The organism is Acidobacteriota bacterium, from assembly GCA_033549365.1.
GTDB lineage: Bacteria > Acidobacteriota > Aminicenantia > Aminicenantales > Saccharicenantaceae > JAWSUF01.
On the sequence record JAWSUF010000014.1, the window covers coordinates 17060 to 39460 of the forward strand.

19 protein-coding genes are annotated in these 22401 nt (G+C 54.3%); 6 read left to right on the plus strand and 13 right to left on the minus strand.

The features are described from left to right. The first annotated feature begins 126 nt into the window (after positions 1-126). Positions 127-891 (plus strand): ABC transporter ATP-binding protein, encoded by a 765-nt coding sequence (locus SCM96_13995; protein MDW7761732.1) that lies wholly within the window; start codon positions 127-129, stop codon positions 889-891. Beyond that, positions 875-2638, plus strand: coding sequence for a hypothetical protein (locus tag SCM96_14000; protein MDW7761733.1), 1764 nt, complete (start codon positions 875-877; stop codon positions 2636-2638). The genes SCM96_13995 and SCM96_14000 overlap by 17 nt, the downstream gene beginning before the upstream one ends. Positions 2639-2727: 89 nt before the next feature. Here SCM96_14000 and SCM96_14005 read toward each other — a convergent pair whose 3' ends face one another. Continuing rightward, entirely contained in the window at positions 2728-2895 is a 168-nt protein-coding gene (locus SCM96_14005; protein MDW7761734.1) for a hypothetical protein, read from the minus strand. A gap of 107 nt (positions 2896-3002) precedes the next feature. Here SCM96_14005 and SCM96_14010 point away from each other — a divergent pair, with 107 nt between their 5' ends. From SCM96_14010 to SCM96_14020, 3 genes are all read left to right on the plus strand, one after another. Continuing rightward, positions 3003-3410, plus strand: coding sequence for a nucleotidyltransferase domain-containing protein (locus SCM96_14010; protein MDW7761735.1), 408 nt, complete (start codon positions 3003-3005; stop codon positions 3408-3410). After that, entirely contained in the window at positions 3407-3859 is a 453-nt protein-coding gene (locus SCM96_14015) for a DUF86 domain-containing protein (protein MDW7761736.1), read from the plus strand. The genes SCM96_14010 and SCM96_14015 overlap by 4 nt, the downstream gene beginning before the upstream one ends. A gap of 341 nt (positions 3860-4200) precedes the next feature. After that, positions 4201-5319: an NHL repeat-containing protein gene (locus SCM96_14020; protein ID MDW7761737.1), complete on the plus strand. Its 1119-nt coding sequence runs from the start codon at positions 4201-4203 to the stop codon at positions 5317-5319. Between the two features lie 141 nt (positions 5320-5460). Here the strand turns inward: SCM96_14020 and SCM96_14025 are convergent, their stop codons facing one another. The 10 genes from SCM96_14025 to SCM96_14070 all read right to left on the minus strand — a co-directional run bounded on the left by SCM96_14025 (position 5461) and on the right by SCM96_14070 (position 14371). Further along, positions 5461-6180, minus strand: a complete 720-nt coding sequence (locus tag SCM96_14025; protein ID MDW7761738.1) for a hypothetical protein — start codon at positions 6178-6180, stop codon at positions 5461-5463. Positions 6181-6225: 45 nt separating this feature from the next. Beyond that, on the minus strand, positions 6226-7194 hold the full coding sequence (locus SCM96_14030) for a 6-bladed beta-propeller (protein ID MDW7761739.1): 969 nt from the start codon (positions 7192-7194) through the stop codon (positions 6226-6228). 226 nt (positions 7195-7420) lie between these two features. Beyond that, a complete protein-coding gene (locus tag SCM96_14035; GenBank protein MDW7761740.1) occupies positions 7421-8542 on the minus strand; it encodes a 6-bladed beta-propeller in 1122 nt (373 codons plus the stop codon). Positions 8543-8658: 116 nt separating this feature from the next. Beyond that, entirely contained in the window at positions 8659-9522 is an 864-nt protein-coding gene (locus SCM96_14040) for a tetratricopeptide repeat protein (protein ID MDW7761741.1), read from the minus strand. A 157-nt stretch (positions 9523-9679) separates the two neighbouring features. After that, on the minus strand, positions 9680-10069 hold the full coding sequence (locus SCM96_14045) for a hypothetical protein (protein ID MDW7761742.1): 390 nt from the start codon (positions 10067-10069) through the stop codon (positions 9680-9682). A 6-nt stretch (positions 10070-10075) separates the two neighbouring features. Continuing rightward, complete coding sequence (locus SCM96_14050; GenBank protein ID MDW7761743.1) at positions 10076-11224, minus strand: 6-bladed beta-propeller; 1149 nt, start codon at positions 11222-11224, stop codon at positions 10076-10078. 230 nt (positions 11225-11454) lie between these two features. After that, positions 11455-12675, minus strand: coding sequence for an ATP-binding protein (locus SCM96_14055; GenBank protein MDW7761744.1), 1221 nt, complete (start codon positions 12673-12675; stop codon positions 11455-11457). 45 nt (positions 12676-12720) lie between these two features. After that, complete coding sequence (locus SCM96_14060) at positions 12721-13155, minus strand: putative toxin-antitoxin system toxin component, PIN family (GenBank protein MDW7761745.1); 435 nt, start codon at positions 13153-13155, stop codon at positions 12721-12723. Beyond that, positions 13131-13373, minus strand: coding sequence for an AbrB/MazE/SpoVT family DNA-binding domain-containing protein (locus SCM96_14065; protein MDW7761746.1), 243 nt, complete (start codon positions 13371-13373; stop codon positions 13131-13133). The genes SCM96_14060 and SCM96_14065 overlap by 25 nt, the downstream gene beginning before the upstream one ends. An 89-nt stretch (positions 13374-13462) precedes the next feature. Next, entirely contained in the window at positions 13463-14371 is a 909-nt protein-coding gene (locus tag SCM96_14070) for a VWA domain-containing protein (protein ID MDW7761747.1), read from the minus strand. Positions 14372-14633: 262 nt separating this feature from the next. Between SCM96_14070 and SCM96_14075 the strand changes: the two genes are divergently transcribed. Beyond that, a complete protein-coding gene (locus SCM96_14075; protein ID MDW7761748.1) occupies positions 14634-16967 on the plus strand; it encodes a hypothetical protein in 2334 nt (777 codons plus the stop codon). Here SCM96_14075 and alr read toward each other — a convergent pair. Further along, positions 16960-18168: an alanine racemase gene (alr, locus tag SCM96_14080; GenBank protein ID MDW7761749.1), complete on the minus strand. Its 1209-nt coding sequence runs from the start codon at positions 18166-18168 to the stop codon at positions 16960-16962. The genes SCM96_14075 and alr overlap by 8 nt on opposite strands. Positions 18169-18211: 43 nt before the next feature. After that, entirely contained in the window at positions 18212-21904 is a 3693-nt protein-coding gene (locus tag SCM96_14085) for a hypothetical protein (GenBank protein MDW7761750.1), read from the minus strand. Positions 21905-22401: the final 497 nt, after the last annotated feature.

Genomic DNA, 22401 nt, shown 5'->3' on the forward strand with positions numbered 1-22401 from the left:
GCCTCGGCGCCCGTTCTCAAGCCCTCCTTGACGCCTTTGCCCCGAGGAGAACAAAGCCGCTTTCCCTGAGACACCGGGCTGTTTGACATCTCCGGCAACATCTCTTATCCTGATTGCGGGTTCGATATGTTGGAGTTGAGGGCGGTCACCAAGAAATATCACGCGTTTCCCGCCGTCGACAATGTCGGTTTTGTCGTGAAGCCGGGGGAATCCGTCGGTTATCTCGGGCCGAACGGCGCGGGGAAATCCACAACCCTCAAGATGCTGGCCGGATTCCTGAAGCCGACCGAAGGGGAAATCCTTTATAAGGGCCGGAACATCTGGAAAAACCTCGTCTGGTTCAAGGAGCGGATGGGCTATGTCCCCGAGGACCAGGCCGTTTATCTTCATCTCAGCGCCCGGGACTACCTCATGATGATCGCCCGGCTGCGCGGGATCCGGGAAAAAGCGGCGCAAGCGAAAATCGAGAGGTTCATGCGCGTCTTCGGTCTGTCCGGAGACATGAACGCCGAGATGTCCACGTATTCGAAGGGCATGGTCCAGAAAGTGCTTCTGTCTTCGGCGCTGCTTCACGACCCGGAGGTTCTTCTTCTGGACGAACCGCTCACCGGGCTCGACGTCACGACGGCGATGACGATCCGGGAAGTGGTCCGAGAGATGGCCGCCGCCGGAAAAATCATCATCTATTCGTCCCATATCCTGGAGATTGTGGAAAAGGTCTCCAGCCGGGTCATCATCCTCCATAAAGGGCGGGTGGCGGCGGACGATTCTGTGGAAAACCTGAGCCGGCTGATGAGCCTGCCCTCGCTGGGGGAGATCTTTAGCCGGTTGGTCTCCCAGGAGGATCCGCGGGCGGCCGCCCTCGAACTGATCGATGCCGCAAAACGCTAGTCTCGACCTGTTGGCCGGCTACGGAACGAAGGCCTCGCGGAGGACGATTCGCGAGAGGAGCCGGTTTCGCGTTCTAACCCGCCATTTTTTCCACCGCCTTTTCCTTAACGACACCGTTTTTCTCGAAGAGCAGATGACGGAAAAGGTCGTCGCCGTCATCACCGTCCTGGCCGGTTTCTTCTTCTATGTCTCCGAAAATCTTATGTACCCCTATTTATGGTTTCCCGACCAGGGGACGTCGTGGATGGAGAAATCCTACATCCTGGCCCTCGTCATGGTTTTCATCGGACTGATCACGGTCGTCGAATGGAACGTGATGTTTCTCGACCGGCGGGATTTCCTGAATCTTGTCCCCCTTCCCTTGAAGCCCGGGACCGTGCTTGCCGCCAAGTTTGCGAGCCTCGCGCTGTTCGTCGCGTTTTTTGCCGCCGGAATGAACTCCCTGTCGTCGTTGGTCTTCACGGCCTATCTGGGCGAATCGCAGGGTGCGAGCCTGACTTTCAGCATCCGGATCTTTCTTGTCCATATGGCGACGGCGGCGGCCGCGGGTTTTTTCGTTTTTTTCTCGACCGCAGCCTTTGCGGGTTTATTGGCGGCCCTTCCGGGCGGCCGGTTCTTCAGGCGGCTGTCCGGCCTTCTCCGCTATCTTCTGATGTTAGGATACGTCGTTCTCCTTTTTCTTTTCCTTTCGGAGGCGCTGTTCGGAGGCCGGTCGATCCTCAATCTGCTACATGCCGGGGGAGAGGCGTCCTCGTCTTCTCCGGCCTATCCCCACATGTGGTTTACAGGACTCTACGAAGTCCTCCTGGGCAACCGGGATCCTTTCTTCATGGAGATGGCGTCCATGGCGCTTTCGGGTCTGGCCCTGGCTCTCCTGGCCTTCTTCCTGGCCGCGGCGATGTCCTACAGAAGGCGGCTGAAGTCCGCCGAGCCGGCCGGAACCAAACGGCGCTTCGCTTTCCGGATGCGAGGCATGTTGGAATCCGCCGTGAACCACCTGGTCTCGAGAAATTCCGTCCAGAGATCCGTATTCTGGTTTTTCGGAAAAACCCTCGCGAAAAGCCAGGTTCACAGGATGCGGCTGGCCGCTTACCTGGTCGTGGGCGCCGGCTTCGTTATCCTGCAGTTCATCCTGTCCGGCCGCGAGGCCGTGACCGCCGAATCATGGGCCATGCGCTCCATCCCGTTCATTCTATCGCTCGCGCTCCTCCTGGGCGTGAAAGATACCGTCAATTTGTCGCTTTCTCTGGATGCCAACTGGATCTTCCGGTTGACGGAAAATCCCGAAAGGCGGCATTATTTTGCCGGTCTCCGGAAAGCCGTCCTGGTTTTCTGCCTGGTTCCTCTCTTTTTGCTCCTCACGGCCTTTTATGGTCTGGCCTGGGGATGGCCGCCGGCCGCCCGGAACGGCCTTTATGCCTTCGTCTTCGCCGTCGCGCTCCTGGAAGGTCTCTTTTTCAGACACCGCAAGATCCCATTCGCCTGTTCCTATCTTCCGGGGAAAGGAAAAATTCATGTCTACGGGGTGGTTTACCTCGGGTTTTTCCTGGCCTATACGGCGGTTCCCCTGGGGGTGCAGGCTTACGTCCTGGCCCGGCCGTCCCGGTTCGCCGTTCTTTGCGGGGCCGTTCTGGCGATGATTCTCGCCTTCAGAATATATGACAAGTTCTTTTTCTACAGGAAACACGGAATTCTCTACGAGGAACATCCCACGCCTGTCATGGTGGACTATTTTTCCTCAGTTTGATCACTCTACCACCGGCTCAGTGCCGCCGAAATCCTGGAAATCATCAAAACGGGGCTTGAAGAATTCGAGATAAAAACCCTAGCTGAAGTTTACGCTTTATTTTTCGCCCAGTTGACGGCGTTTTCGATATCGCGCTCGGAAAGCCCGAGGTCGGCGATCTTCTTGCGGACCTTCTCCAAACGGACGTCTTTGCGGGGCTTGATCTCAACTTTCTTGGGAATCGTGATTTGGTTTTTGTATGTCTTTTTGCAAAGCATGGCCCGCGCCTTTCGATCTGTATCAATTAAAAACATAGCTTGTTAGCAGGAAATCGTCAAGGTCCGAACGTTTGGCGGAAATTCGGCTTTCGTGCTATATTCAGGCCATGATCATCAAGACTGAAACGAAGAAAGGGCTTCGAGCCCTTGATGTCGGATTGGTCTATCTCCACGGTTCGCGCACCGGCAGCCGGGCTCGAACGGACAGCGATATCGACCTGGCTGTCATGTTCACCCGTCGTCCGGATCCGGGACGTATCGCCAAGATTCACCCTCGCTTGTACGATCTTTTTGCCGCCGAATTCTCCGTGGGAAAAACCGGGGACGTCGACATCGCTTATCTTCAGGATGCCTCGTTGGCGTTTCAATTTCGGGTCATTGCTGAAGGCCGGCTCCTGTTCGAATTGGATCCCGGCGTGAGAGCCGATTATGAGGAATCCGTCATCAAGCAGTATCTCGACTTCCGGCCGATCGCGGCTCAGTTTTCCGCCGCCCTCATGGAGAGACTGGTTTGAAACCGCTCGATCTCAACCGATCGCTTGTGGAGGATCGGCTGAGGTTCATTGAAAGATCCATCGAAAGCCTTCGCCGTTTCAGGGACCTGTCTCTCGACGAATTCAACGCCGATCCGGATTTTTTCCGGATCGCTTACTACGATCTTTACACCGCCTTGGAGGCCTGCCTGGATATCGGCGCCCATATCCTCTCCCGAAAGCCCGGCCTGGCCCCTAAAACTTACAGAGATATTCCCCTTCTTCTGGCCGAGCAAAAGATCCTGCCCAGGCGTTTTGCCGAAGAGAAATTTGCGGCCATGGCGGGCTATCGGAACCGCCTGTCGCATTTCTACCACAGGCTCAGTGCCGCCGAAATCCTTGAAATCCTTAAAACGGGGCTGGACGATTTCGAGGAGTTCGGGCGCCATATCCGGAAGATCCTTCTCTCGGCCGATAAGACCCCTGGCTGAAGTTTACGCTTTTTTTCTCGTCCATCTGCCGTTACAACTTCTTGAAGCCTTTTAGGTGCGGACCGGCGATTTTTTGGATAAACGTCTCCATCGCCGTCAACGGCATAGGCTTTGTTGTTTTCCTCTGCGTTCCGGTCTGCTGAGCCGATATCATCTTATCATTCGATAACGGCGGGATCAATGGACTTGCGTTTTTACAAAGTTGCTGACAAAATGGACGAGAAACGGGGTGCGGATCGATGTTTGCGCAAATGAGGACACGAACGGATCCAAGAATAATTTTCATTTCCATTTTACTTGTATTTCTATTCATGTCATGCCGGCAAAACAATGAAGAGACCATGATTAAAACGCAAGAGACGCCGGAAAAGGCTCAAGAAGGCCGCATGATTCCGGAAGAAACTTGGGGAACTTCAAGGAAAATCGGAATATCCTTTATCCGCACAATTGGAGAACTCGAAGTCCAAGACCAGAATTTATCCTTTTATTATCCAAACGATATCGTTGTCGACTCTGCAGGGAACATCTACGTTTTAGATTCGGGAAACCACAGAATTCAAAAATTTGATCCTGATGGGATCTATCTTGAAACAATCGGTCAAGAAGGAGAGGGGCCTGTTGAGTTTATGCAGCCGGTTGCTTTGGATATTGACCGGGAAGGTCATCTTGTGGTTCTTGATCCGCATCGCCGCAGGATTCATGTCATCACATCCGATGGAACGTCGGATCGTTTTCTCGAGAATGTCATCGAGTCCGGAATCCAAGCTCTCCGTTGTCATCCATTTGGAGGATTTGTTGCACCGGGAAATATCGTAAGACCGTATCGGGAAGGCGTTCCCGTGCAACAAATAAAAGGACTCAAGATGTATGACTCTGATGGGGTTTTTCTCAGGAGCTTCGTTGATTGCATTGATTTCGGTGACTCTGATTCGACCGTAAACAACAATTGGATTCGTTTTGATACCGGAAAAGATGGTGCGATCTATGTGACATTCGTGTACCAAAACCGAATCGAAAAATATACTTCCAAAGGAAAACTTCTCTGGAGTGCCGGCAGGCCGTTGAGTTATAAAGTGGGATATCAAACGGGAAAATCTATGACGACGGGACGCATGACCACCACAACCGTAGCGAGAAATAACCCATGTTCGGAAGGGATTTCCAATGACGTTGAAGGAAGAGCTTGGGTCCTGACATTGAATCGACAGATGACGGGTAGAGAAATTATCACTGTTGCAACATTTCATACGGGGAAAAAATTAGTGACAAGAGGGGACACTTCAATTCGCACCACGGATGCCTATAAAATAGAAATCTTCGATTTGAACGGCAACCTTCTTGACGCCATTCCTCTCACTCATTTTGCAAATTCTATCAACATTTTTGGAGATCATGTGTTTCTGATCGATAGCTATCGTGGGATGCAGGTTTTCCAATACCGAATTCTCTCCGGTCGATGAAGAGAATAAAAAAAGAAAAAACGTTCCTCTCTATCGACAATTCTTAGCTGAAATGTACAATTTTTATTGCCATAAGGAGGTTGATTTTCATTGCCCGTTGACACAGGCGATACAGAAAGCCACAGGCTTTTCCCACAGGCACTATTTCCAGATGACTCTGTAAATTTTTACCGCGGATTTGCCGCCGGGGATATCCTCTACGGCAAGGAATTGATCATGGATCCATTGTTTTATGGAAAAATTTCCCGGGAATCTTGATATGTATACTCCTTCAGGATCGAACACATCATAAAAATAGTTTTTTCCATCCTCCGTTTTCTCCCATGTTCTGACTATGATGCGATTCTCATTATCAATCGTAAAGGAATGAAACGGCTTATGATATACCATCTCTTTGATTCTATCTTTTGCCGAAGGATGGGCTCGATTCATCTCTTTATTTCTTTCTTCAGGCGAAATTCTTTCCGGTTCGTATTCTTTTCCGAATTCCTTAATGAGATCCCCATCAGGTTCATATATGTGAAACACGTATTTGTCGCTCATCCCTACAACTATCTTATCATCGCTCATGACCCCCCAATCGACAAATTTTCCAAAATAGAGCAACTCCGGTTTCTTAAACACATCCGTGACATTCAGGGATACCAATCTTTTCGTTGTGTCGAATTCCTTCGGCTCTGAAAATGACATTTCAATTGAAAACACCTCTTTGATACTCGCATTCTGCTTCACATCGGGCAATAGAATAGGATTTTTCGGATTCATTATCACAGGGTGCTTTTTTTGAGGATCTGCATTTGCTGTTTTTCCTTCAAAAAAAACCAATGAACTGCTGGAAATGATAAGAAACAACGGAGACACGCATCATCTTCCCTGAAATGGGAATATCCTAAACGCGTCGCATTTTTACGGATGATGATCATGAGAAGTCAGTTTGATGACGGATTTTACAATATGAGGCGTTTCGGAGTTATCAATCGAATAGATATATCCCTCCGGACACATTGTCATCGGCCTGCCATCGATTATCAGGCTGGATATAAGCTCATGATTTCGATATATGTTCAATTCGGTTTTTTCTTTTTCAAATAAAGAAACATACAGCTCATCATTGTTCTCAAATATGGCATATCCCATGGACATGATTATAAAGCCGCTTTGCCGTTCCATCAGCCAGGCAGTTTTAAAAAAATCAGAACGATGCTTAATCTTTCTGTCCAATTGGTGGTTTTGATAAATATGGATTTCATATTGATATGGATTTATTAAGCAAACACGATTGCTTTTTGTGCAGAAGATTTTCAACGGGACTTTAACGACCGGGTGATGTTTGTATTTGCGAAATTCCGATGATGCCTCAAAAGGCTCTCCGAAAGAAAAAAGATAATGGCCCTCTTGATTATAAGCATGGATGATCTTATCTTTATAATAGCCCAAGACAAGGATATTTCCTTCCCTGTCGACACAAAGATCATTCATTTGGAAATTGACATGAAAAGAATGAATGTATTCACCGTTTTTTTCGAATATGTAGATTTTTCTCATCCCCCCGATAATAAGGTTTCCCTCTTCATCCGCAACAATTGACTTAAGATCCGTTCCAAATTCGCCTGGGCCTTCTCCTCTTTTTCCGATACTGCCTAAGTATTTTCCGCTCATATCGTATTGTTGGATACGACTAAATTTGTTGTCCAACACATAAATGCGGTTGGAAAATATCGTTATATCGGTAATCACTCCGATTATCTCGTTTTCATTCACGGCATCCATTCCAATTCGAAGAACAGGCGTTATTTCTTGGATGTGAAACCCTACAGTTTTTCCATAAAGGAAAACTATGCCGAGAAATAACATGATTGCCTTTTTTGCAATCATCACCCAACCTCCATCTTTGCGATTACTCACTTACGAATTTAATATCATAGAAATACTCAGATGTCATTCCGACAAGGTACTCAATAAACTCTTCATTACATTATAGTCCTTTCAACCTTGAAAAACCTGCTCAGTGCCGCCGAAATCCTGGAAATCCTCAAAACAACGAAGCCGCTCCGGAAAAGGATGAAAAGCTGAGGATATTCGCACGTCGGCGAAAAGCTGTTTAGGGGACGTCCGGCTTGACGGTCCAGGTCACGGCATAGCGCTTGACGAACTGGTAGCCCTCATCATCCGTCTCGAAGGCGTAGTATTTCCCGTTAAGGATTTCGATGCCGGTCGGTCTGAGGGGGATGCGGGCCATGAACCGGCCTTCGGCGTCGAAGATGTCGTGGAGATATGTCCCGTCTTTCGTCTTCTCCCAGGTCTGGACGAAGAGATGGCCTTCGTCGCTTGTGAAGAAATGGATATAGGCTGAGTGGTATTTCGAAAAGACCAGGGGAGTTTCCGGCATAAGGCCTTTGGACCGCTCTTCCTTTTCCTCGTCCGTAACCGCCACCGGATCGTAGTCCCGCAAGATCTTCCGGAAGACCTTTCCGCTTTCGGCTCCGAAGAACCGGATTTCGTAGGTTGCGGGATAGCCGTAAACGAGGTTGTTGTCCCGGTCGAACGTGAATCGACCGACGGGCAGGAATGGGTCGAACTTTTCCGGTCCCGGCATTGGAAACTCGGCCAACGTGGTGCTGTGCGCGGCGTCGGGTCCGAGTTTCTTCAGTTCGGCGCGCGGGTTTGCCGGGTCGAGAATGGGCTCGATGACGTGGATGTCGCCCGCGCCGTCGACTCTGCCGACGAGAGCCCAAATTTCCTTGAAGGAGACATGGCGAAGAAAAGTCCCGTCCGTTTTAAAGAAGGACATCCGGCGGGTCTCAAGAGAAGCAAGTTCTCCTTTCGCCCGGATGATGGAGAGAGAAAGGGGCCCGTCGAGTTCTCCCGGGCCCTGGCCTTTGCGTCCGATCGTCCGGACGTATTGTCCGGAGGCATCGAAAACCCTGATATGGGCATCCCGGCGGTCGAGGACATAGATCGTTCCGTCGTTATCGACGGCAACGCCCCGAATCTGGACGAAGGCATAATCCCCCTCGGCGTCCGGCCCGCCGAGCGAAAGCTCCTCCCTGAGCTCAAGAATGGGCGTTATGTAGAGCGGCTCCTTGGGGTTTTTAACGACGGTGACATCGCCGTCCTCAACGACCGTCCCTTTCCAATGGACCTGGCTTGAACATGCGGCGATCGAAAGCACCGCCGCGAGACCCGGAATGACACAATAAAACCTCTTGCGGTTCACCGTCATGTTCGGCCTCCTTTTGCTTTTCTTTTAATATAAATCCGAGCGCATCCATTTCTTGAGGCCCCTCAGGTGCGGACCGGCGATCGTGGACGACAAGATGGAATGAGGCGCGAGGCGGCTCAAGAGATCTTCAACCGTGCCCGGCAATAGGCGATCTGCTCGCGGGCCCGGGCATCGAAATCCGGATCCAGAGCCGCGGCCTTACGGAAATCCTCGATGGCTTCAGCGAAGTCACCCAGATGGGCGCGGGCGATCCCCCGGTTGTAGTGGACGGCCGCCTCGCCGGGATCGAGTTCCAGCGCCCGGCTGAAATCGGCGACGGCCCTCGCGAAGTCCCCTGCCTTGACCCGGGCCAGTCCGCGGTTGTTATATGCCGGGGCGAAATCCGGCGCCAGTTCGGTGGCCCTGGTGAAGTCCTCGACGGCCCCTCGGTAATCGCCCAGGCGGTGTCTCGCAACTCCGCGGTTGATAAAGCCGATAGTATGCTCCGGCCAGGCCTCGATCTCCCGCGTCAGGCTTTCGATCTCTCCCGCATCTCCGCCGGGTCCCGGTTCCTTGATTCTTAAGACATCCACTCGAAAATCCTGGAATTCGTCGCGGGAGACGTAAAACCTCAATTCTCCGCCGGCGTTGTGGACCGCGAAACCGTTGGCCCTGTAGATCTCCCGGGTTTCCATCCAGTAGGTCGCCGGAGAATTTCCTTCACCGTCCAGCTCCACGATTTCCAGGCGGGGGATGTGACTGAGAAGGAAGATCCTGCCGTCCTGCACCTGGAGGTCAAGGATCAGGGGCTTCAAAACGGCGCGTTGCGAAGGATCGGCGATGCCTTCACCGACGGCCTTCAGATTGTAGATTTCTTTGGCTTCCATGGCCGGGCTTTCGATCTTGAACTCGGCCAGGAGCTTGCCCTCTGAGGAGTATCTGCGGACGATCGGAAAATACGCGAAGGCGACAAAGATGTCCCCGTTCGCATCTACGGCCACCGATCTCGAATTCAGGCTCGCCGGGCTGTGGGGAAAGGCAAACGATTTCCCGAAGGATAAAACCTTTCCGTCCGGGGACATGATGTCGATAACGGCGGATTTCGGGCTTTTTGCGATGGGCGCGACAATCAGCCGTCCGTCGCTGTCGACATCAAAATCATGAAGATCGGCGATTTTGCGGCTCCGGACCGGCCAGCCCGCCGGCGGACGCCGCGATGAGGCCTCCCGCGGAATCCCAGACCGCCGCCGGAGTTCCGGCCGCGTCGAACTTCCAGACCGCCCGGCCGGATTTCGAGGAGACACAGAGGTCGCCGTTACGGTCGAAGGCCAGGACGAGGGGCTCTTGAAACGCCTCCGACCGGATCGTGAATTCGATTTCCAGCTCGACCGCGTTTTCGGGCAGGGGAATGAGACCCGCGTCCGTCAGGAAGATGTCGCTGTAGACGGAGACCTTCGTCGTAACTTTCTGGGGATGCGGCACGCCGGCGACGCAGAGAGCAAGACCGAGAAAAAGCGGAGTGAAGAAATTGACCTTTCCGATTGACATCTCTGATCACTTCCCGATGATGTCGCCGACCTCCGATATCCTGTTCTTTGTATCTCCATGATCCGACCATCTCATGTCATATCGAACGACAAGAGGAATGCCGTCCTCGTTTGCCCGGATATAACAATAGAGCTTGTTGTTTCCGGCGGCGGCGATGTGCTCATTCTCCGGAAGCGCGAATTGCGCAAGAAACTCCCCACGCACGTTGAGAACATCATGGAGATGTTCGCCGTTTTCGTTCCTTTGATACGTCCTGACGTAAATCCGTCCGTTCGGTTCAACGATGAAATGGGAAAAATCCGGGAAAGACGGTGGATATTCAATGCGGACATGGGGAGGTATTCTGCCCGCAAACCTTTTCTCGATTTCCTGCTGACGGGTCTTTGACATGACGACGGGCCGGGCTTCTCTGACGATTTTGTCCTGCCGGCGTCCCTGGGAATCCCTGACATGAATTTCGTAGGCCGAGGAGATCCCCCAGACGACGTGCCCGTCTTGAGTGACTCCGAAGGCCAATCTCGGTCTCAGCGGCCTCAAGACATCGTCGCCGCCGTCTTCCATTAATGAGGCGATCGAGAATAGGGGATTGATTTCGCCGTCGAACTTGACGATCTCCTGGACCATGCCTTCGTCAAAGATCACGACCTGCGCGACGATATCTCCCGCCGCATCCATGACGGCTTTACCGATCATGTGCGTGCCCATGGGCAGGCTGCGTTTCCATTCCCCTTGGGTCGAGAAAAAAGACAGCCGTCGGTTGCCGGGGTCGGTGACCATGATTTCGTTCTCGCCGGCCGGAGATATTCCCCCCACGCCTTGAATCTCGCCCGGTCCCTGGCCTCTTTTTCCGATAATCCCGAGGTTTCCGCCGTCCCGGTCAAAAATCTTGATGCGGGCATCTTTCATGTCCGCAACGTAAATGTTGCCTTCCCGGTCGACCTGAACATCCAGGATTTCCGAAAAGAGAAAATCCTCGTCCTCGTTGTTTAATCCCACGACCAGGTCCTTTTGAAGGAAAACCGATTGTTGAGGTTTCCGGTTTTCACCAATCGTCAACACCCGGCCTTTATCCGGGTCTTGGCCTGCGGAGAACGGTATCGCCGGCGACAAGACGACGCAGAGTGCCATCCATGCCCCAATAATCCGCTTGGACATATTTCCTCCTTGCCGTTGTGCTTCCGGTCTGCTGAGCCGATATCATCTTATCATTCGATAACGGCGGGATCAATGGACTCGCCTTTTTACAGAGTTGCTGACAAAATGCACGACAAACGGGATAATGCTATCGATACCGGAGTCCAAGCTCCCCGTTATCATCCATTTGGAGGATTTGTTGCACCGGGAAATATCGTAAGACCGTACCGGGAAGGCGTTCCCGTCTGCCGTTACAACAGGAAATACGGGATTGTGCGGATGCGCGCGGCCGCGAAGCCCGGTTCTCCGGACGTCGAAACGACGAAACCCGTCGTCTGCCGGTCTCCGCTCAATTCCATCCATTTCTTGAGGCCGCGCAGGTGGGGACCGGCGATTGTGGACGACAATTTGATTTCGATCGGAATCAGCCGGTCGGGCCGTTCGATCAGAAGGTCGATTTCCAATCCGTCGTGGCTGCGGAAATGGTGTAGAGCTCGTTCCTCGCCGATCGCGGAGAGGCGCTTGAAGAACTGGGAGACGACGGCGGTTTCGAAGAGCGCGCCTCCCATGGGGCCGCGAAGCGCCGCTTCGCCGTCGGCCAGACCGACCAGGTAACAGACAAGTCCGGTATCCATGACGTAGCATTTCGGCGCCTTGACGACCCGCTTGCCGAAATTTTTATAATAGGGTGTCAGGAAAAAAATCAGCCCGCTCGCCTCGAGGAGCGCCAGCCAGGCCTTGATCGTCGGAACGGTGACGCCCACATCCCCGGCCAGAGTCGAGGCATTCAACGGTTGTGCGGTCCGCGCCGCCAGAAGCCGGACGAATCTTTCATAGTCGCGAAGATTCGCGTCCTTGATATTGCCCCGAACATCCCGATCGATATACGTCTGGACATAGCCCGAGAACCACAGCTTGCGGGCTTCGGCGTCGCCGATGACGACTTCCGGATAACCGCCCTGAAGCAGCCACTCTCCCGCGGGCGGAACAGAACCCGGCCGCGTGCCGGGCCGGGTGAGGGAGTCGAGATACCCCTCGATCTCTTCCGGATGGCGGGACGTCCTCTCCAGGATCTCCGTGATGGCGAACGGATAGAGATGAAGCACGGCGATCCGGCCGGCCAGTGTTTCGCCGATCCCCTTCATCAAGGCCCATTGCTGGGAACCGGTCAAGATCCATCGGCCGGGTTTATTGTCCGCGTCGATGCGGGCCTTGATATAGGGAAGCAGCTCCGGAACATTCTGGATCTCATCGATGATCACCGGCGGCGGATGGGCGTCCAGAAATCCCCGGGGATCCTCGGCGGCAAAGGCGCGGACGTCGAGTTCATCTAGGAGAACATATCTCATCCCGGCGCCGAATCTCTTGACGAGGGTCGTTTTTCCGGATCTCCGGGGTCCCCCGACAAAAACGGCGGGAAACGACTTCAAGGCGCGGAGATAAGTCTTCTCAAGCAGGCGACGGATATACATATGGATATTTTATAGTACAACTTTAAATTGTCAAGAATATTTTTGTTATGACCGCCCGATCGATTCTAGAAAATCACGCGCCGTAACGATGGGGATTTTGCCGAATCGGCCCAGGGCGAGAAGATGCCTGTCTCCCGAGACGAGATAATCGGCGCGGCCGGTTTCGGCCAGGGCCAGGAATTTGTCGTCATCGGGATCTTCTGGAATAACGGGCCGCATGGGTTCAGCATTCACCATTTCTGAGAAAGGCAGGATGTGATTCTCAAGGAGGCCCCGGATTTCTTTCGTGTCCAATCCGAACTTGGGATAGGACAACACCCGCAGATATTCGAGAAATACCTCTCTGGAGATCAGGAGACCGATGCGGCCCTCTTCCAGAAGAATGATAAGCCGATTCAGCGGGCCTCTGAACAGCAAGGCCGAGACGAGGACGTTGGTGTCCAGGACGACCCGGGTCATTCCCGCTTTTTTCTCGCCCATCTGACGGCGTTTTCGATATCGTGCTCGGAAAGCCCGAGGTCGGCGATCTTCTTGCGGACCTTCTCCAAACGGATGTCTTTTCTGGGAGAGATCTCCAGAGGCTCAAGGATGATGACCCCGTCCCGGACCTCGGCATTGAAATATTCGACGCCGTCGAATTTTTCCATGACTTTCTTGGGAATCGTGATTTGGTTTTTGTATGTCTTTTTGCAAAGCATGGCCGGTATCCTTGTGAGCCGTATCCCAAAAAAGATTAGCTTATTTCAAGGAAGTTGTCAAGTAATGAAACATTACTTTTCTATTAAATTCAATCCGCCAGGTATCCCAGGCGGTGGGTGACGGCATAGCTCCGTCCGGGAACCCGGACTTCGACGGTTCGAAAGGGTCCCGCGGATTCCGGGGAAGGCGGCGTATAGTAAATCAGATAATAGTTTTCGTCGGCCTGCGACGCCGACTTGAAGGAGACGGCCAGGTTCTGGGACATAACGGACCGCCCGCCCGTGGCTTGGGCAATATCGGTGAAGATCGAATAAATGTCCTCCGATTGTTCCCGCATAACGGCCCCGTAAATGTACTGGGCCTCCTTGTTCATGTAAATGAAATTCATGGAGATGCCGGCGTCGGAAAACGCCCGGACGACTCTCCGGCTTTCGAAGGGGGCTTCCCGGCGATAGTAGCTGAACAGGTCCTGCAGGTCGTTGATGATGCCCGGCTCGTCCATGTACATGCTCATCATCTGGCTCAGGGCCTGGGGGCTGATCTCCGGCCGGAATTCGCGCTGGTAGAAAAAAAACACCGGCTTGCGGCCCGGCAGATTCCTGAGCGACGAGGCGAACCCGAGCATTCTCTTTTCGTCCACAAGGCGGAGGTTGTCCAGTTTCATCAGGTTCTGCTTGTAACGGTCGAGCTGCATCTCGATTCCGAAAGGGTTGCCGGCGAAGGGATCGCCCACGATATCGGACGGTGGCTGGCGCGAATCCCAGCCGATCGACGTCACCATGCGCCTCAAGTCCTTGATGATGTCGCGATAATCCCCGCCGCCGCTCTGGATGTCTTTCCGGAGGATCTGCTGCATTTCCCGGGACAGGCTTGCGGCGGTTTTCATGCTCAGGGCCTCCGGGTTCAGGGTGTAGGCCTTGATGGGCGTCATGAGGGTCATGGCGTCTCCCGGACGCAGGATGTTTTTGAACAGATGGTCGACGGCTTCGCCGACCAAGACCTCCCCGTCCGGACCTCCCGTGAAACGGGCGCCTGCATACCACAACGCTCAACATCAGAGGAGTCCGGTTCAGTTTTGTCGCGCCCAGCCTTCGCCTTTCGGCCGGGATCCCTTTTCTTTATAACGGTAATTGTAAAATAAGATCCGGCACGGCGGTTGTCAAGAATGTCGCGGCCCGGGCTGTTTTTCTTGACATCCTCCGCCCTGGAACCTATGATTTGTCGGTGTGTGAATAAATCCAAAAACCGGGAGGAATGATATGTCCAAACTCCACATGAAAGCGGCGCTTGCGCTGTCCTTGACGGTTCTGATCCTGCTGGCGTCATGCGCGTCTCAGGAGAAAGCCCTGATTCAAGACGGCCAGGACCGGCTTCAGGCTTACCAGAAGCACCTCGAGATGGAAAAGGCGTCGCCTTTCAAGGATCTGCAATGGCAGTTCCTGGGCCCGAAAAACATCAGCGGCCGGATGACGGATGTGGCCGTCTCTCCGGACAGGGATTTCTTTGTGGTCGCCAGCGCCTCCGGCGGCGTGTGGAAAACGACGAACGGCGGGGAGTCCTGGACCCCGATTTTCGAAAAAGAACTTTCCACATCGATCGGCGCCGTCGCCATCGCCCCATCCAATAAGGACATCATCTGGGTGGGAACGGGCGAGTCCAACATCTTCAGAAGCTCCCATGCCGGATGCGGCATTTACAAGTCCGTCGACGGCGGCCGGAGCTTCACGCACATGGGACTGGAGAACTCCAACACCATATCGAGAATCGTCATTCACCCGTCCGATCCCGACCTCGTCTATGTCGGCGTTTCGGGGAACGAGTGGACGCCCAATCCGGACCGCGGCCTCTACATGACGGCGGACGGCGGACAAACCTGGACGCCCGTCCTTCAGATCGACGATCTGACCGGCGTCATCGACATCGACATGGATCCCTCCGATCCGAATACCCTCTATGCCTCGACGTGGCAGAGGATGCGGAAGAAATGGAACGATCCGAGAACGGAGCCCCATTACACCGGCTGCTCGATTTACAAATCGACGGACGGTGGTAAAACCTGGACGGAGACGACGGAGGGCCTGATGCCGCCCCACCAGCGCGGCCGCATCGGATTGTCCATCGCCCAGTCCAATCCCGACATCATTTATGCCTTCATCGACGACTACGAAGTGGTCCGCGAACCCACCGAGAAGGAAAGAATGGATCCTTACGGCCTGCCGTCCTGCGGGTTCATCCGCGGCGCCCAGGTGTTCCGCTCCCTCGACAAAGGCGGATCCTGGGAACGGATGACGGCCCTTGACGATCCGCTGCTTCAGAGATTGTGCGGAACGTACGGATGGGTGTTCGGCGAGATTACCGTCGATCCGACGGACGAGAATACTCTCTATATCCAGGGTGTCTCCGTAGCCGTTTCAAACGACGCCGGCAAAACCTGGCGGCGGTTCGCCGTCCCCGGCGGGGACAATCACGGCCTGTGGATCGCCCCTGAAGACAACCAATTCATGATCCAGTGCAACGACCACGGCGTTCATATCACCCGCGACGGCGGCGCGAACTGGCTGAGCTCCTTCCAGACGATTCCCGTCGTCCAGTTCTTCAACGTCGCCTACGACATGAGCGATCCGTTCAAAGTCTACGGCTCGATCCAGGATCACGGCAGCCGGAGGGCCGAGGTCATCCTCACCGGCGGACGAGACAACATCCCCGCCGTGGACTGGAGCTATGCGCCGGGCGGCGAAGGCAGCAACCATGCCGTCGATCCGACCGATCCCAACATCGTCTATTCGGCGGGTTTCTACGGCACCCTGACCCGCATGGAATTCAACGCCGAAGATCCGACGGCCCGTCCGGTTTCGAAAAATATTCTTCCCCAGGTCGCCGCCGACGAACCGCCCCTTCGCGGCGAATGGCTGGCCAAATTCATCCTGTCGCCGCATGACCCGAACACGATCTATCATGGCATGCAATATCTCTTCAAGTCGACCGACCGCGGCGAAACCTGGAAGCGGATCAGCCCCGATCTCTCCCACAACAACCCCGATCGCTTCGGCGACGTCAAGCACCAGACCATTTTCGCCCTCTCGGAATCCCCGCTCAAACAGGGCCTGATCTATGTCGGAACGGACGACGGCCGGGTCTGGATCACCAGGAACGACGGCGAAACCTGGGAGGAAATCGTCGACGGCATTGCGGATGACAGGTGGATTTCGAGAATCGTCGCCTCGAAGTTCGACGAGGGAACGGTCTACATGACCCAGAACGGCAAGCGGGACGACGACTTCAACGTTTATGTCTGGAAGTCGACGAATTACGGAAAAACCTGGGTCGACATTTCCGGCAACATCCCCATCGGGACCGTCAACGTGATTCGCGAAGATCCCGTTGACGGGAATATCCTCTATGTCGGGACAGACGTCGGCGTCTATATTTCGAAGAACAAGGGCAAGTCCTGGGACGTGCTGGGAGGCAACCTGCCCTCCGTCTTCGTGCACAACCTGATCATTCACCCCCGCGACAACATCATCGTCATCGCCACGCACGGACGGGGGATGTACGCCATGGACGCCGATTCCGTCAACGGAGGCGTCAAGTAACAGGGAGGACGTATTTCCGGATGAGAGGATTGAGGCGGGTCAGAAACTCGTAAAGAGACTGGCCCGCCCGCTCGGCGAGTTCGCCCGCCGCGACTTCATCCGCGCCGTCCCGGCCGATGACCGTCACGGTATCTCCGGCCCGGACGGCGGGGATTCCGGTGAGATCGACCACGATCATATCCATGGTGACCGCGCCCAGAACACGGGCGCGCTGTCCCCGGACCAGAACCTCGCCGCGCCGGGAGAGGGCGCGGGGGAAGCCGTGCCAGTAGCCGATGGGGCAGACCCCGACGACGGAGTCCTTCTCCAGCGTTTCGGTCAGCTTGTAGCTGATTCCCGACCCGGCCGGGAGAGTCTTGATCTCCGAGAGAATGGTCCGCCAGGACAGAACCGGGTGAAGAGGGGTGCGGTTTTCGAGCGCGGCCCTGATTTTCCGTGAAGGCCATTGCCCGAAGAGGCCGATTCCCGTCCGGACCATGTCGAGATGGGCTTCGGGGTGGAGAAGCATGCCTCCGGTTCCGCAGGCATGGAGCATCGGACGAAAGCCGGATTCCCGGAATGCGGCCGCCGCGGCCTGAAACGCCGCAATCTGTCTTTGAGTGTATCCCGTATCGTCGGGGTCCTTGGCCTCGGCGAAGTGCGTATAAAGGCCGTCGACGACAAGCCCGGGATGGTCCCGGCGCAAAACGGAGAGGAGCTCCCCGACCTGGTCCGGCAGGAAACCCTGGCGATGAAGCCCGGTATCGATCTTGATGTGGACGCGGATTCGCTCGGCGTATCCCGAGCGGCCGAGCGCCTCCAGATTCTCGAAGGACGAGACGGTCAGGACGATCCGGTTGCGGGCCGCCTCCTCGAACCGGGCCGGAAGCGTGTATCCGAGAACGAGAATGGGTTTTTCGATTCCGATCTCACGGAGAGTCGCCGCCTCGACGATGGAATCGACGCCCAGCCAGTCCGCCCCCAGTTGATCGACGGCCGGGACGAAATCGTAAAGCCCGTGGCCGTAGGCGTTGGATTTGGCGACGGCCATCAGCCGGCAGCCGTCCGGAAGGAGCCCCCGCAGAACGCGGAGGTTGTGGGCGATCGCGTCCCTGTCGAGTTCGATCCAGGTCCGCAGCCGCTGCCGGTCGACGCCGATGTCCGTCATGACCGCGATTTTACCCGATCGGCGGCGCGGCTTCAACAAAAAACCGGCAGCCATTCATCATGAGGCTTCTCCGCCGCGAACGTCAGCTGAGCTTCACTCAGCGTCGGGGAGAGGTCACGGTCCGGCCGGTTTTAATAACGGTGAGTTCGAGTGTCGGGTCTTCAACTGGCCACTCAAGACGAAGCTGAACTTTGGCGTGGCCACCGGGTTGCGCATCGAACTTCCAGAAATAGAAGTGTGTCTTCGCGCCGTCAACCGTGAGACCGAATGTGGTCATGGCGTTATTCATGTTTATTTCGCCGTTGACGTCTTCAAGTTCGAACTCGAAAACAACCTTGCTGACCATCCGGAGTGATCCTGCAACGATCCCGGCCTCAACCGGAGCAATGAGAGCCGCAATTTCAGCGGGTCTGGCGGGCATGGGAACGCCATCCTCTGTAAGGAACGGATGAATCAGGTTCACAAACATCTGTTCGCCGTTCGGGAATTCATCGCTGACCGGGCCGGGGTAATAAGGATGCCCGCCGTCAAAGTCAAATTTGATATCCTTGCGCCAGTCGGTTCTGGTCGGCTCTTTATAAGGCTCGATATCCCAGATGGACGGAGAGCTGTAGGAGACCCATTTGACCAACGGGTTTTTCCAGCCGGTGTAAGGATTTTCTCTCGCGATTGCGGGTACGCCCAGGCCCCAGGCAAGCAAGTCGTTCTCATCGTCCCAATCCTTGGCGAATTCGTAGTCCGGGTCGGTCTGTCCGAGATCTCTGAGGAGCTCCCAGTCTTCCAGAAGAACTCTGTAAGCCGGGTCACCCATATTCGTTTTGCTTCCGTACCAGAGGTTAAGGTCGCCGTTGTCATACATTCTCTTAAACGCCTCAACACCGTACGGATCATAACGGTTCCATTCATACCTGTTGGAGATAGGCGTCCAGGTCGGGTCAATTTTGCCCTCGAACTGTTCACGCATGGTGCCGTGGAAGAACGTATTGCCCGTTGCAATATATTCGCCTCTTTTGCCGATGTACACCGCCACGCCGTCAACGCTGTGATATCTGAGGCCATTTTCGGGAGCTATGGCGGTCACGTAGGCCGCGGTCACGTCATTATAGATGTTTTGGGCGTAGATCGGTAAAGCGCTGTCAACGCCGTGTCCGCCTTCGTGAAATACGAGGGACTCGTTTCTGTATCGGCTTAAATTATAGTCTCTGAGGACGCCGACGTCCTCGGACTGGAACCGACGTCCGCCCCAGCCTTCGACACGAAGGCTTTCGCCGACGTCGTTGCCGCCCAAAGAGCTGGAGTCCGGCTGCCTTCCGTTATGATGCCCCATGATAGAACCCGCGGCAATCTTCATACCGCCGCTCTGCCGTGTAAATCCGTCAGCGATTCTTTGGCCTGGATTGTCATAAGTGACCGGACCGTTGGTGAAGCTTTGCGCGCCCACCGTGACCGTTCCGTTGTTCCAAGAATAAGCTGTGGCTCTGTTTGAGTTGCCCTCGGTATGGATGAAGCTTGGGTTGTCACCGCTGCCCGTAGCGAACGCCTTGTCAAAGTCCGCTCCGCCTGAGCTGGTCGGATAGGTTTTGCGGCTGTTGTTGGTCAGGAGGGTCTCATATTGATGTCCCGCTGCCATGGCGACGTCTTTCGCAGTAGGCTGTTTGTCACCCGCGCGTGTATACATATAGTAAGGTTCTTCGGCCACCGCGGTGTCGAGGTAAATGTAAACGCCTGTAAGAGCGGATCTGTAAACATGACCGATCCACGGTTTGAATTCGGCATTCACTTTGCCCTTCGCAAGCTCGTTGCCGTCCCAGTCCAGAACATCGTCGCCCCCGCCGACATACGCCACCTCAACCTTGCCTGCAAGACCCGCTCCGTAATCTCTGATGGCGTCTTCAAGACCAACATAAGTCCCCATGTCAAGGGCGTTCTCGCCGACAGGCTGGTCGTTGGCAATCCAGCCGCCGTTATCAATCTTGCGCTCATCAATGTCCTTCTGCGTAAAGCCCTGGAACGCGAGACCATAAGGCCTGCCGTTGTCCAAATCCGTATAATTTCCGTGACTCCAACGTTTATTGGCATCCAGATATCTCTCTGCGGCGACTAAGCGGATGCCTTTCCAGAAATACCCTCTTTCCGTTACGACCGAGGTGAAAGGGACTTCCTTGCCGTCAAGATAGATCTTGAAGTTGGAGCTTGTCACCGCCGTTTCGCTGCCGCTGTTTTGCATGACCGCGCTGATGGTGCTTATTTCGCGGTTAAAGTAAACATGAACCTCATTTTTGGATACGACTTCAGCTTTCTCAATCTTGAGAGGTTCATAAGCGACACCCTTTGTGCCGTCGGACGTTTCGGGAAGGCCGAAATTATCCGGCTGATTTCTCCACCACCACGGAGTATTGACTTTAGATCCGTCAGTGGAGCCGCTGGAGGTTTGTCCCGCGCCTTTACCCGCCCAATAGCACCATTTTCCGTGGATACCGGATAACGCCCAATAAAGCGGATAGTCATAGTCATAGATTTCCATACGTGTGTTGATGGGGAATGACTCCGACTCGAATTGCTGAGTTTCGGGAATAAATTCCTGGAACGCCATCGCGCCGTAAACATAATAGTCTTTGACGCTTTTCATCATTTTCGTTCCCGGCCACATCCCGGCTTTTTTAGCTTTGTCATAAGCTTCCTGAAGGTGAATGTCAAAGCGGTAATCGTCCGATTTGTTGAGCGCCGTCAATGGATATTTCCGGCTGCCCTGGACGACCGCAAGCTCATAGGCGATGTCGAAGAACGCTTCACCGAAATAGAAATGGTCTGATCTCGGACGGGCGGATTCTTCGTTATTCCCGGCGGGGGTTCCGTCAGCCTTGATAGGTGCGTCATGGCGCATAATGTCGTCGGATGTTCCGACGATGTAAGGCTTGACATATTTGCCCGTTTCGGGGTTAAAGTTACCGGGAACTTCGGTGGCTTTAATCATTTTGCGGGTGAAAGTATCCGTGGTTTCGCCGTGTTTATAAAGTTCGCGGTATTCGGGCGCTTCATAAACTGACTGAGTCGGGCCTACGATTAAGGCGGTGTAACCCGCATAAATCATCGGCAGAGACATGTATTCGGCGCGGCCAAGGAGTTTGTTTGTTCCTTCGCCGACCATTCTCGCCACATATTCGTCCGTATACTTGGGCTGTTCGGCATCTGTGAAATCGTACTTATCTCCGCCGAAGTTCTCAAGTTCGTCGCCAAGAACAGACATTTCATTGCCGTTTCCGGCCTTGCGCGAAGCATGGGTCCAGAATCTGGACATATAACCCTGAGATCTTTCAAGATAGAAAGAGTGCCATGTCGGAACCTTTGTCGTCTCGCCGGCCTTGACGGCAATTTTTGACGCGGCAAGAGGTCCGACGGTGTCTTCCGTACGGTCATATTCGGCGTTTGCGTCGCTTTCGCGGCATCTGGCGCGGATTTGGCCGATGTCCAGTGCGTTTTTCAAGCGAACGTTAACAACAGGTTTATCGGCATAGTCTCCGAAAGCGAAATAGGAAAGATATTCCCATTCAACTTCTTTGCCGTCGATAAGAATGTCAAATGTTGCCTGCGCGTCGGCATCGTTTAAAACCGGGTTTGAGAACTCAAGCTCGAGTACGTCGCCGGTAATAAGGCGGACGTCGCCGAGGGTGCCATTGACAACTGTTCCCGCACTTGCGCCGAAAGCAGTCCCCACCATCAAGAGCACAACCATGCTGAACATCAACGGAAGTCTTGCTGCGGTAAGCGGTAAGCGTTTGGGCTTTTTCATTCTTAAAACCTCCAGTACAATAATGTGCCTCTTCCGTCCTGGACCTGGGGCGCGTTCGAAATCGGCGTGCATTCTCATCCTGACCATATCAATGACGATATTCCGGCCCGCGGGCGATGTCAAGTGCGGCGGCGGCCGCCGATAAACAGGCGGGGCCGGAAGCGTGTATCCGAGAACGAGAATGGGTTTTTCGATCCCGATTTCGCGGAGCGTCGCCGCCTCGACGATGGAATCGACGCCCAGCCAGTCCGCCCCCAGCTGATCGACGGCCGGGACGAAATCGTAGAGCCCGTGGCCTTAGGCGTTGGACTTGGCGACGGCCATCAGCCGGCAGCCGTCCGGAATGAGCCCCACAGGGTCCGCAGGTTATGGGCGAGAGCGTCTTATTCATAAATCGCGGTTTATCAATTTCCTTCAGTTTGAAAAAATTCTTATTTATCATGCGGCTTGTGAAGAAAACGAAAATATGTCCTAATAAAAAAGCGAATTTTTTAAGG